The sequence below is a fragment of the Larkinella terrae genome (assembly GCF_009668025.1).
GTDB lineage: Bacteria > Bacteroidota > Bacteroidia > Cytophagales > Spirosomataceae > Larkinella > Larkinella terrae.
The window spans coordinates 608,015-620,399 of record NZ_WJXZ01000014.1 but is presented as its reverse complement, the minus strand read 5'-3'; the positions used below and the strand labels follow the sequence as shown (position 1 = coordinate 620,399).

The following is a 12,385-nucleotide window of genomic DNA, read 5'->3' as shown; positions in this document are numbered from 1 at the left end:
TCATTTTCCATTTACCCTGTGATTGCAGTCATTCAACGCGTTTCTGAAGCGTCCGTCACCATCGACGGGCGGGTTAAAGGCCGGATTAACACCGGTTTTCTTGTTCTGCTCGGAATTACGCACACCGACACCCGCGAAGACCTCGACTGGCTGAGCAAAAAAATTGTCGGCATGCGCATTTTTGGGGATGCCGAAGGGAAAATGAACCTGGACCTGAAAACCGTTGATGGTTCAATTTTGCTCATCAGCCAGTTTACGCTGCACGCCAGCACCAAAAAGGGTAACCGCCCCTCGTTCATCGACGCGGCCCGCCCGGAGGTTGCCATCCCGCTGTACGAACAGATGATTCAGCAGCTTTCCGTCGACCTCGGCAAACCGATCGAAACCGGCGAATTCGGCGCGGATATGAAAGTAGCCCTGATCAACGACGGCCCGGTCACGATCGTCATCGATTCCAAAAACCGCATCTAACGTCCGTGGGCACGATTTTACGTTATCCTTTTTTAACCATTTCGCCGGTCAAAATCACAATTTGATAACGCGCCTTCGCATAAGGAAAAACCAATAATCCCCTTTCTTCGCAGCCAACTTGAAGCCGCACCTTTGAACAGGCGCAAACGCTCACAATCCGCAACCCTTCGTCTTCGTTTCTGGCTTTTTTGGCGAAAAACTATTGTTATAGTTATTTTTAGTATAACGAAAGTTACCAAATCAGCTCTGTAATTGGCTCAATAAAACCGGTTTAGACTTTTTTTACAAAAAACCTTCAAAAGGACTAAGGGTAAAATAGTTTTAAAAAGTCTTTGTTTTGTTTTAATTTCATCGACGCAATGATCAACTCTACCTTGCACTATCCACTCTCTTCCATTGACCCGCTGCCCTTCCGATCCGAAACGGAAGAACAACCGGCAGTATCGGTTTTTGACAGCGAGACGTTCCTCCGAAAAACCTTCGAGAGCGAACCGCGCAAAGGGTTTGAACTGCTTTTCCGTCATTATTACGCGCCCCTGTGCAGCCACGCGGTGCGGTTTGTGTATTCCCGGCAAATTGCCGAGGACCTGGTGAGCGAAGTTTTTTACCAGTTTTACCGTACCGAAGCGCACCTCAAAATCCGCACCTCCTTCATCAGCTACCTCTTCACGGCGGTTCGGAACGAAGCGTATACATATCTGCGTAAAGAATTCGGCAAAACCGATTCCATCGAAAGCACAACGGAACATCTGCTAACCAATCCGCAGTTGCAGCCCGATGCGGAGGTGCATTTCAACAACCTGTTTCTAACGGTTAACAACGCCATCGGCCAGTTGCCGTCGCAATGCCGACGGGTTTTTCTGTTAAGCCGGTTTGAGAATAAGAAATACGAAGAAATCGCCGACGAGCTCCAAATTTCGGCTCGCACCGTCGAGGTCCATATGTCCAAAGCCCTCAAACACCTGCGGCTTTCGCTGCGGGGCGAGTGGCAACTGGCGGTTTTACTGCTCTCTTTTTTGCTGCCCAACTAAGGGGAACTGATTGTCTCTGAGTCTAATCCTCAAACTTTATCGAAGATGAAGCATTCCTTGGCGAAGCAGACGCTCTTCATGTACCTGGCCGGGCAGGCCAATCCCCTCGAACGGCAAACGGTGGAAGACTGGCTGAAGAATCCGGCGAATCTCGCGACTTTTCACGAATGGCTGCTGGAATGGGAAACGCAATCGCTGCAATACGGCCCGGATTCGGAAGCTGCGTTTGAAAAATTGAACCAGCGTATTGCCCGGATCGACACTCCGTTGCCCACCGATGCAGAAGAACCCGCGCCCAGCCCAAAACCGCTCTTTCCGTTGTTTGGGATTCTGGCGGCAGCCGTGGTCTTGATCGTTCTGGGAATCGGCCTGAGTCCGTTGAAAACCGTTTTTCTGTACCGCACGTACCAGACGCTGGCCGGTCAGAATCTGGCCCTTACTCTAAGCGACGGCAGCCGGGTTTCGTTAAATGCCAACTCGCGGTTGCAAATCCCGCGTTTTGGTTTCCGGGGAAACGCCCGGCAGGTTCTGCTGACCGGCGAGGCCGCCTTCGACGTCACCCACCGCCCTGATCACCAGCGATTTATTGTCAAGACTTCGGATCAGTTTCAGGTGGAAGTGCTCGGAACCGAATTTACGGTTTACGCCCGAAAGCAGGGAACGAATGTGGTGCTGAACCGGGGAAAAATCCGGATCGATTACGCCGATGGCGCCCAAAAACGGCAGGTGCTGATGAAACCGGGCGAACTGCTGACGGTCAACCCGCAGGGAAAAATTCACCTTCGGCAACTGACTCCGCCCCCGGCCCGGTCGCGCTCCAGAGAACACCGGTTTGTGTTCGACGAAACGTCCCTTTGGGAAGTCTGCTACCTGATTCGCGAAAATTTTGGCGTTAAAATCGTCGTTACCGACGGCGTGCTGGCGCAACGGACGGTTTCCGGCAGCTTCAAAGCGCAAAACGCCGACGAACTTCTCCAGATTTTAACCGAAGTATTCAACCTAAAAGCCGAACAAAATGGCGATGTCATTTTACTAAAAAACTAATTCACCGATGCTTTCTATCCAAATCTCTATGAAAAACCCTGTACGAAACGCTTGCCTGCTGGCGGTGTTGCTGACCAGTTGTCTGGTTTCCGGCTTCAGCCAGACCCTTGCCTACGCCCGGCAGAAGGAACAGACGGCTGACCGGAAAATGACGGTTCAGCTCAAAAATGCCCTGCTTGATCTGCAACAGCAGTACCACGTCGAAATTGTGTTTGAAGACAAACTCATGGTTGGAAAAACCGCTCCGGCCCATGCGTTAAACCCGGCTTTTTCGGCGCAGAAAAACCTGAACAACTTACTCAAAGGCAGCGGTTTGCGGTACAAAAAAATTCGCGAGAACACGTTCATCATCACCAGCGAACGCGACGACAAAGAGACGCTACGCGGCCGGGAAGAATCGACGCTGATTCAGCCCATGCAATCCTCAAACCTGCCACTCGACCGGACAACAGTAGCGGCTCCCCTGCTTCCGTCGCCCGCAGAAAAAGCAGCTGTGGCGGATGTCACCGTCGAAGGGCGCGTGACGGACGGCGAGAAAGGCGACGGGATTCCGGGCGTCAGTGTGGTGCTGAAAGGGACAACCAAAGGCACCACGACCATCGCCGACGGCTCTTACCGGATCGCCGTTCCGACCACCGACGCCGTGCTGGTGTTCAGTTTTGTGGGTTACGAGTCGCAGGAAATTGTGGTCGGCAACCGTTCGAGCCTGAACGTTGCGCTGAAGCCGGATACCAAAACGCTGAATGAAGTGGTGGTGGTTGGGTACGGAACGCAGAAAAAAGTAAACCTGACCGGTGCCGTCGATCAGGTAACGAGTGAAGTGCTGGATAACCGCTCGCTGCCGAACCTGACGCAGGGTTTGCAGGGCACGATCCCAAACCTGAACCTGAAAATGGGCGACGGAAAACCAATCCAGTCACCGGCCTATAACATCCGGGGGACGACTTCGATTGGTCAGGGCGGGAACGCGCTGGTGCTGATCGACGGTGTGGAAGGCGACCCGAGTCGTCTGAACCCGAACGACGTAGCCTCGGTTTCGGTCCTGAAAGACGCGGCATCGGCGGCCATTTACGGCGCCCGGGGAGCGTTTGGCGTGGTGTTGATCACCACCAAAAGCCCGACGAAAGACCGAACGAGCGTTACCTACTCAGTAAACCATTCGATCAAAAGCCCGACGAGTGTGCCGGATTTTGTAACGAACGGCTACACGTTCGCCAAGATGTTCAACGAAGGCTGGTCGGCCTGGAACGATTATTCGCAGACTCCGCAGAACGTCAACAAAACCGTGCGGTTTTCACCGGCGTATCTGAGCGAACTCGAGAAACGAAACAGCGATCCGAGTTTACCCAAAACCGTTGTCGACCCGACTTCGGGCGAGTACGTTTATTACGAAAATACGGACTGGTACAAAGAACTTTACAAGAAAAATACCAGCGCCACCGAGCACAATCTGTCGGTTTCGGGCAGCAGCGGAAAGGCCGATTTTTACGTCACCGGGCGGTATTACAACCAGGGCGGTTTATTCCGCTACAATTCGGATGATTACCGGATCATCAGTTTGCGGGCCAAAGGATCGGTGCAGGTGTTTCCGTGGCTGAAGGTCTCGAACAACGCCGATTATTCGTCCATGAAATACCATAACCCGTTGAACGTCGGCGAAGGCGGCAGCATCTGGCGGAATATCTCGGACGAAGGCCACACGATGGCTCCGATGTTTAACCCGGACGGAACCCTTTCGTATTCAGCGGCTTACACCGTTGGCGATTTCTGGTACGGCAAAAACGGCATCGATATGGACAAACGCGTGTTCCGGAACACGGTTGACTTTGCCACCAGTTTTTTCAATGACCAGTTTCGGGTAAAAGGTAACTTTACGTTTCAGAACACCGACGATAACGAGTACCGCACGCGGGTGCCGGTGCCGTATAGCCGGAAACCGGGCGTGATCGAATACGTCGGAACCAACACCAACGACCTCCAGAATATTTTCCGCGAAACGCTGTACACGGCGACGAACCTCTACGCCGAATACGAGCCCAAAATCAACGAGAATCATTACGTAAAAGTGCTGGGTGGTTACAACTACGAACAGTCGAATTACCGCCGGTTGGAAGCCGTTCGGAACGGGTTGATCTATGAAGATGCCGATGACATCAACCTCGCTTTAGGTCAGGCCATTACGACCGCGGGCGGGCGTGAAACCTGGGCCATTGTGGGCGGTTTTTACCGGTTGAATTACGGTTTCAAAGACCGGTATCTGCTCGAAGTCAACGGCCGGTATGATGGTTCGTCCAAGTTTCCGGCGGGTCAGCGGTACGCCTTTTTCCCCTCGGTTTCGGCGGGCTGGCGCGTGACGAACGAATCGTTCTGGAAAGTTTCACCGAAGTTTATCAGTGAATTGAAAATTCGCGGTTCGTACGGTTCGCTGGGCAATGGGACGATCGCTTCCTACGCTTTCCAGGAGAAATTCTCGATCTCGCAATCCGGCCGAATCCTGAACGGAATCAAACCGCAGCGAACCGGTCAGCCGAGCGTAATTCCGGACGGACTGACCTGGGAAACCTCCACGACTTCCGACCTCGGGCTGGACCTGGGCATGCTGAATAACCGCCTGACCCTGAACGCCGACGCCTACATCCGGAAAACAACGGATATGTTTACGGTCGGGATGACGCTGCCCGCCGTGTTCGGAACCGATGTTCCGAAAGGGAACTACGCCGATTTGACGACCAAAGGCTGGGAAGCGGTTTTGGCCTGGCGCGACAAAGCCAATGTGGGCGGGAAACCGTTCGGTTACGAAGTTCGTCTGACGATGGCGGATTACACGGCCCGAATCGATAAGTTCAACAACCCGAACCGGCGGCTGACGGACTACTACGCCGGTCAGACGGTCGGTGAAATCTGGGGATATACAACGGACGGTTATTTCACCTCCGCCGACGACATCAAGAACTCCGCCAAGCAAACGCTGTACAAAGCTTCCAATACGAACCAGTTGTTGCCGGGCGACATCAAATTCCGCGACCTGAACGGCGACGGCGTGATCGATCCGGGGGACAATACCGTGGATAAACCCGGCGACCGGACGATTATCGGGAACTCAACACCCCGGTATACCTACGGGATTATGCTGAGCGCCGACTGGAACAATTTCTTCTTCTCGGCTTTCCTGCAGGGCGTGGGCAAACAGGACTGGTGGCCGGGTGCCGAAGCCGGAACGTTCTGGGGTCAGTATAACCGGCCGTACAACAAAATCCCGACCTGGCAACTGGGCAACATCTGGTCGGAAGACAATCCGAACGCGTATCTGCCCCGTTACCGTGGTTATGTGGCCCAGAACGGCGCGGGTGAGCTGGCGCAGGCTCAAACCAAATACCTCCAGAGTCTGGCCTATCTGCGGCTGAAAAACATTCAACTGGGCTATAACCTGCCCAAACTGTTGATCAGCAAAGCGGGCATGACGAGCGCCCGGGTTTTTGTGTCGGCGGAAAATTTCCTGACGTGGGCGTCGCTCTACAAACTCACGAAAGACCTGGACGTGGAAAGCGCCACCCAATCCGACCGCGTATTGACGGACGGCAACAGCGGAAATGGGCACAACTACCCGATTTTGAAGAGTTTCACGATGGGTTTGTCCGTTACTTTCTAACCTAAAATCAGCAACGAAATGAAATTACAACATATCAGTCTTTTCCTGGCCGGTCTGCTTTTTGCCGGATGCAGCGAACTGGAACAGATCCCGGAATCCACCGCGTCGAAAAATGCGGTTTTCAGTAGCGAAAAAGGCCTCGAATTATACGCCAACTCGTTTTACGACAACTCCACCAGTTCAGGTAACTACCAGGTGTTGCCGACGGCCAACGACATCATCCGGAGCGACGAAATGGCCGATTTTGCGGCCCGGACGCAGGTACCGGATTTCATTCGCGACGGCGCTTACGGCCCGCGCCAAAGTTCCGGCTGGTCGTGGACATCCCTGCGGAACATCAACTATTTTATTGCCAACGCCACCAATCCGGCCATTCCGGTAGACGTTCGGCGGCATTACATCGGTCTGGCCCGGTTTTTCAGAGCCTGGTTTTACTTCGACAAAGTGAAGCGGTTCGGCAACGTCCCCTGGATCAACAAGGCGATGGACGTGACCGACAAGGACCTGTTCAAGGGGCGGGATTCGCGCACGATGGTGATGGATTCGGTGCTGGCCGATCTGAACTATGCGACGCAAAACATCCGCACCACTTCCGACAACTCGCGTACGCTGATCACCAAATCGGTTGCGCAGGGTTTCAAATCCCGCGTTTGTCTGTTTGAAGGCACGTTCCGCAAATACCAGACCTCGTACAAGCTCGAAGGCACCGCCGAAAAATGGCTGACAGAAGCCGTGGCCGCTGCGGATGCGGTGATGAAAGAGGGCGGTTTTACGCTGAACGAGGCCGGTGGGAACGATAAATCGTACCGCCAGCTGTTCATCAACAAAACGCCGGTGACGAACGAAATCATGCTGTCGGCGGTGGTCGATCCGGCGCTGAGCGTTTTCAACGACGCCAACTGGTGGTGGACGAGTGCGACGTACGGCGCCCGCGTCAGCCTGACCCGCACGTTTGTCAACACCTATCTGAACCTCGACGGAACGCCTTTTACGTCGAATCCGGCCTACAAAACCATGACCTTTACGGAGGAAGTAAAAGGGCGCGACAAACGACTGATGCAAACCATCCGGACCCCGGGCTATACCCGGATCAACGGGGGCGCGGTCGAGCCCGGCCCACCGGTTTTTTCGTATACCTACACCGGTTACATGCCGATCAAATGGTCACTGGACGATACGTATTACGACGGCGGCACCCGGAACGACAACTCGATTTCGATCATGCGCTACGCCGAAATTTTGCTAAACTACGCGGAAGCTAAAGCCGAACTCGGTACCTTTACCGACGCCGACTGGGTTAAAACCATCGGAGCGCTGCGGAAACGAGCGGGCATCACGGGTGGTTTGACGGCCAAACCGACGGTGGTTGATCCGTACCTGCAAGCCAATTATTTCCCCGGTATTTCGGACCCGGCGCTGCTGGAAATCCGGCGCGAGCGGGGTATTGAACTGTCGCTGGAAGGCTTCCGGTTTCCGGATCTGATTCGCTGGAAACGCGGTGAGCTGATGCAGCAGGTCTGGAACGGCTTCTACGTCCCGGCGCTCGACAAACCGATGGATTTGAACGAAGACGGCAAAAACGATGTGGTGTTCTACAAGGTAAAACCGGCCACGCAACTGGCGGGTGTGACTTACATCAACGTGGCCGAAACCGTCAACGGCGTACCCAATCCGCAGCGGTTATCGAACGATACGTCGGGCGAGCTGACCTGGCTGAGTAACATTCCACGCAAATGGGATGAGAAGTATTACCTCTACCCCATCCCCGAAAACGACCGGCTGCTGAACCCGGAAATCGGTCAGAATCCGGGGTGGTGAGTTGTTACACAGGGTTGATCAGAGGCAATCAGGGGTAATCGGGGTATTCTCTGATAAACCCTGATTACCTCTGATCAACCCTGTGTAACAACCCTTTTCAAACAAGACCCTAAAAGATGAAACTAACGATCCTAATCCTGCTGACGAGCATTCTGATTTCCCAAGACGGTTTTTCCCAAAAGAACACCCCGATTGTCGTCGGTACTTACAACATTCGGTATAACACCAAAAACGACGGCATCAACGCTTGGCCCAACCGCAAGGAGGATGTCAAGGCCCTGATCCGTTTTCACGAATTTGACCTGTTCGGAACGCAGGAAGGCTTGCGCGAACAACTGGACGGGATTGCTGAACTGAACGAGTTTGCCTTTCTGGGAAAAGGCCGCGACGATGGGCAGCAAGCCGGGGAGCATTCGGCGATTTTCTACAAAAAAGACCGCTTTGAAGTTCTGAAATCCGGCGACTTCTGGCTGAGCGAAACACCCGACAAACCGGGCAAAGGCTGGGATGCCACCTGCTGTAACCGCATTTGCTCTTGGGCGCAGTTCCGGGACAAAAAGACGAAGAAGAAGTTCTATTTCTTCAGTGTTCACTTCGACCATCAGGGCGTGGAAGCCCGGCGGCAGTCCGGCAAACTGATGGTGCAGAAAATTCAGGAAATTGCGGAAGACGCCCCGGTGATCCTCGTCGGCGACCTGAACTCAACACCCGAAACCGAGCAGGTACACACCATTGAAACCCTGCTGAGCGACTCGTACAAGGTGACTGCGCAACCGCCCTACGGCCCGGTCGGAACCTTCAACAGCTTCAAACACGATGCGCCGATGAAAAACCGCATCGATTATATTTTCGTAAAGAAAGGCATTGATGTGTTGAAATACGGCGTTTTGACCGATTCCAAGGACCAACGCTACCCTTCAGACCACCAGCCGGTTGTGATCAAGGCCGTTATCCGCTAACTTGGGGCTCGCATCAACCTGAGCCCCTTTATGTCTGCCACCAACGTCTACGGCACTCCGCTGGAATGCTGCTGCACGAGACCCCGCACCGGTTTTTTCCGCGACGGTTTTTGCCGGACCGACGACGAAAATCAGGGTCATCACCTCGTCTGCGCGATTGTCACCGAACAATTTCTGGCGTTTTCGCGCAGCCGGGGCAACGACCTCATCACGCCCCGCCCCGAATTACGCTTTCCCGGCCTAAAACCCGGCGACCGCTGGTGCCTGCACATCCTACGCTGGCGCGAAGCCTACGAAGCGGGCGTTGCGCCCCCGGTTTTACTCGCCAGCACCCACCAGCAAGTCCTCAACTACGTCACCATCGACATGTTGCGGGAACTGGCGTTTGAGGAGTGAAGATTGTTGACCATCGACCGCTGACGATTGACCATCAACCTCTGACCATTGACCGCCGACGATTGACGGCTTACCATTTCTAAAAGCTAATCGACAAAGCCATCGTCAATGGTCGATGGTCAGTTGTCAATGGTCAGCCGTCAATCGTCAATCTATTGCTGCCACACCGGTCTTAAATCAAGCAGATAGAGCTGCCGTCCGTTACCGCCGTGGGTGGAGTCGATGCAGACGAAATTGCCGTCGTTGCTGCTGCGTGGATGCAGATCGCAGCGCCATTCGGCGACGTAACTTTCCCCCGCCGGGAAATGCCCCAGGTCAATTCGACGGTCGGTGGGCAGGTGATAGAGATACGGCGTTTGATTCCGGTCTTGCGCACCGGCATAGTTGTCGTTCAGCAGCCAGTCGTTTTGATGGCCCGGCACGTACGTCTGGTGCCCGTTCACCGGCATTTTATCGGTTTTAATGGGTTCAATTGTCCCGGTTTTATCCTCCAGAATATAGAATGCCTGCGGCTGGCCCTGCGGTTTGGTATAGGCGCAAATGCGGGTGGGATCGCGCCAGACAAAATGCGACGTAAAACCGGACGGATCGATGATAAACCGGTCGCTGCCGTCCGGGTTCATCGTGAACATGCGGGTGGTGAAATGGGTACGGGCCATCACCTGGCGGTCTTCGCGTTTGGCCCGCCAGCGGTGTAGAAACGTCATCCGCGTCCCGTCCGTATTAATCAGCAAATGATTGAACCAGTGGAAATTATCCGCGACGGAAACGCCATTGTGCAGAATTTCAGCCGCTTCGGCCAGCGAGAACAGCAGCTTTGTCGTACCGGTTTTTAAATCGATGCGGTACAACCCGATTTCTTTCGGGGCTTTGGTATCATAGTACGGATCGCGAATGCCCGCGTAGCCGTAACCCGGCCGCAAATCCTGAATCCGGCTGAATTCCGTGCCGATGGCCCAGCGCCCGTCCGGACTCAGCGCGTAAATCGCTTTCGGCAACGTCCGTTTTTTCCGCGTAAACACATCGACAATGTGACTGACGTATTGATTACCAACACGATCGTTCCAGATCACCTCGGATTTTGAACCCGGAACCCATTGCAACATGCAGCCCTGCTGCCAGCCCCAGGCCCGGCTTTCGCCCAGTTCCGTCCAGCTATCATTCTTTTGCAGATCGATCAAACCGATTTTAATCACATCGTCGGCCGTGGGTGATCGGCCTTCAAAACCGACCTGCATCCCCAGCACGTAGCGGTTTGTAGGATCGAACTGACGTTTGTCGTAATACCCAAACCAGTGAAAACCGGGTCCTTTTGTCAACGCCCGAACCGGAACCTCCAGCGGTTTTCCAAGGGGTTGACGAAACGCCAGTCCGCTCAAACCGGCTACGGCGGATGTCTTCAGAAAATAGCGTCGATTCATACAAAAGCGGCTTTGGGTGGTTGTTGTGTAAAAAACCCAAAGCCCCTGACGGTAAATAATCTACTGATGAGAGTAAAGAGGTGAGACAAGCGACTCTATTTTCTCAATTCCCAAGTCTCACATCTCTTGTCTATTCTCTTTCCTCCTTCCATCAATACCCCGGATTTTGCTTGATTTTCGAAGAATTGATGTCGATCTGGCTCTGCGGAATGGCAAAAATCAGGTTGTTTTCCGTCAGGTTGGTCTTGATCCCGATGGCGGCAGCTTTCGCTTTCATAACGTCCAGTGCCCGGCCAGTCCGCACGAGATCGAACCAGCGATGCCCTTCGAACGCCAGTTCAACGCGTCGCTCCTGTTCCAGTGCCAGCCGCATGGCCGCCTGCGTTCCGGCGTCGGCAGCGGTTTTGGCGGCCAGCCCGGCCCGGGTCCGAATGCGGTTCAGGAACGGCAGGGCATCGGCGGTTTTACCGGTTTCATTCAACGCTTCGGCGTACATCAGCAACACGTCGGCGTAGCGCAAAACCGGCCAGTTATCCTCCGAATCACCGTTGACAACCGGCGGATCTTTGTATTTCCGAATGAAATTGTAATCCACTTTCACCCCATTGGCGTTCACGTAACTCGTCGCCAGCGACACATCCTTGCGCAAATCCCCGGGTTCGTAAGCCGCTACCATATCCGCCGTTGGCTGGTTGTTACCACCCCCGCCGAACTGAATCACCGCGTTGCCCGAGTTTTCGGGAGCGTACGCATTCGCAAAACCGCTGCCCTCGCCGATGCTTCCTTTCTTGTACTGCACATCAAAAATCGACTCCTTGTGGTTCTTGCCCGAAGCCTGGAAAACCGCAGCGTAGGTTGGCAACAAATCATACGTATTGGCATCAATGACTTCTTTCAGTTTGGCAGCCGCTTCGGCGTATTTTTTCTGCGTCAGATACACTTTTCCCAGCAACGATTTGGCTGCTCCGCGCGTGGCCCGGCCAATGTTTGCGCCGGTATAACTCACGTCCAGAACCGCTTCTGAATCCGTTAAATCTTTGATAATCTGCGCATAAACATCAGCCACCGGCGACCGGCCGTATTCGTAGCCTTCCTGCGGATCGGTAATTTCCTTCAATACCAGCGGAACATCACCAAATACCCGAACGAGGTTGAAATACATCAGCGCCCGCAGAAATTTAGCTTCTCCAATGACGCGCTTTTTCAGGGTTTCGTCCATCGTGACACCCCCGGCCCGGTCGATGATCGCATTGCACCGGTAAATTCCCTTGTAACCGTCGCTCCAGCGCGCCAGCGTGTACGGGTTGGTGGTCCGCATGTAAAATTTATCGAATTCATCCTGATCCGTCACCGAACCGGACAAAACCGGTCGGGTGTCGTCGGACGGTATCTCCGACACCACGTAAAACTGACCGTACTGCCCGTTGAGCTGCAGGGCACCGTATGCACCGTTCAGCGCATTCAGCAGGTCGGAACTGGTTTTGTAAAACGTGGCGGTGCTGGCCTGCGAAATCGGCGACAGGGCCAGAAACTCGTCCTTACAGCTCGTCAGCGCGAGACTCAACAGGGCGACAACTAGGTATTTTCGTTTCATGG

General features: G+C 54.1%; 9 protein-coding genes. 7 read left to right on the top strand and 2 right to left on the bottom strand.

Annotated elements, in window-relative coordinates:
* Positions 1 to 18 precede the first annotated feature (18 nt).
* The 7 genes from dtd (at position 19) to GJJ30_RS24360 (ending at position 9,368) form a co-directional block, all read left to right on the top strand.
* The gene (gene dtd / locus GJJ30_RS24390; RefSeq protein ID WP_310588379.1) at positions 19 to 471 is read left to right on the top strand and encodes a D-aminoacyl-tRNA deacylase; all 453 of its coding nucleotides are present in this window, start codon (positions 19 to 21) and stop codon (positions 469 to 471) included.
* Between the two features lie 359 nt (positions 472 to 830).
* Positions 831 to 1,502 (top strand): RNA polymerase sigma-70 factor, encoded by a 672-nt coding sequence (locus GJJ30_RS24385; protein ID WP_154177797.1) that lies wholly within the window; start codon positions 831 to 833, stop codon positions 1,500 to 1,502.
* 45 nt (positions 1,503 to 1,547) lie between these two features.
* Entirely contained in the window at positions 1,548 to 2,546 is a 999-nt protein-coding gene (locus GJJ30_RS24380) for a FecR domain-containing protein (protein ID WP_154177796.1), read from the top strand.
* Between the two features lie 28 nt (positions 2,547 to 2,574).
* Entirely contained in the window at positions 2,575 to 6,195 is a 3,621-nt protein-coding gene (locus tag GJJ30_RS24375; protein ID WP_229313389.1) for a SusC/RagA family TonB-linked outer membrane protein, read from the top strand.
* Positions 6,196 to 6,213: 18 nt separating this feature from the next.
* Positions 6,214 to 8,013, top strand: a complete 1,800-nt coding sequence (locus GJJ30_RS24370) for a RagB/SusD family nutrient uptake outer membrane protein (RefSeq protein WP_154177795.1) — start codon at positions 6,214 to 6,216, stop codon at positions 8,011 to 8,013.
* Positions 8,014 to 8,129: 116 nt separating this feature from the next.
* Positions 8,130 to 8,972: an endonuclease/exonuclease/phosphatase family protein gene (locus GJJ30_RS24365; protein ID WP_154177794.1), complete on the top strand. Its 843-nt coding sequence runs from the start codon at positions 8,130 to 8,132 to the stop codon at positions 8,970 to 8,972.
* A gap of 30 nt (positions 8,973 to 9,002) precedes the next feature.
* Positions 9,003 to 9,368 carry a DUF2237 family protein gene (locus GJJ30_RS24360; protein WP_154177793.1) on the top strand — a complete coding sequence of 122 codons (366 nt, stop codon included), beginning with the start codon at positions 9,003 to 9,005 and terminating at the stop codon, positions 9,366 to 9,368.
* A gap of 152 nt (positions 9,369 to 9,520) precedes the next feature.
* Here GJJ30_RS24360 and GJJ30_RS24355 read toward each other — a convergent pair whose 3' ends face one another.
* Positions 9,521 to 10,789 carry a hypothetical protein gene (locus GJJ30_RS24355; RefSeq protein WP_154177792.1) on the bottom strand — a complete coding sequence of 423 codons (1,269 nt, stop codon included), beginning with the start codon at positions 10,787 to 10,789 and terminating at the stop codon, positions 9,521 to 9,523.
* A 151-nt stretch (positions 10,790 to 10,940) separates the two neighbouring features.
* A complete protein-coding gene (locus GJJ30_RS24350; protein ID WP_154177791.1) occupies positions 10,941 to 12,383 on the bottom strand; it encodes a RagB/SusD family nutrient uptake outer membrane protein in 1,443 nt (480 codons plus the stop codon).
* Positions 12,384 to 12,385: the final 2 nt, after the last annotated feature.

Excerpts from the sequence above, each read along its gene's own strand:
- GJJ30_RS24385 (WP_154177797.1), top strand. The coding sequence starts at position 831 with ATGATCAACTCTACCTTGCACTATCCACTCTCTTCCATTGACCCGCTG.
- GJJ30_RS24380 (WP_154177796.1), top strand. The coding sequence starts at position 1,548 with ATGAAGCATTCCTTGGCGAAGCAGACGCTCTTCATGTACCTGGCCGGG.
- GJJ30_RS24375 (WP_229313389.1), top strand. The coding sequence starts at position 2,575 with ATGAAAAACCCTGTACGAAACGCTTGCCTGCTGGCGGTGTTGCTGACC.
- GJJ30_RS24370 (WP_154177795.1), top strand. The coding sequence starts at position 6,214 with ATGAAATTACAACATATCAGTCTTTTCCTGGCCGGTCTGCTTTTTGCC.
- GJJ30_RS24365 (WP_154177794.1), top strand. The coding sequence starts at position 8,130 with ATGAAACTAACGATCCTAATCCTGCTGACGAGCATTCTGATTTCCCAA.
- GJJ30_RS24360 (WP_154177793.1), top strand. The coding sequence starts at position 9,003 with ATGTCTGCCACCAACGTCTACGGCACTCCGCTGGAATGCTGCTGCACG.
- GJJ30_RS24355 (WP_154177792.1), bottom strand. The coding sequence starts at position 10,789 with ATGAATCGACGCTATTTTCTGAAGACATCCGCCGTAGCCGGTTTGAGC.
- GJJ30_RS24350 (WP_154177791.1), bottom strand. The coding sequence starts at position 12,383 with ATGAAACGAAAATACCTAGTTGTCGCCCTGTTGAGTCTCGCGCTGACG.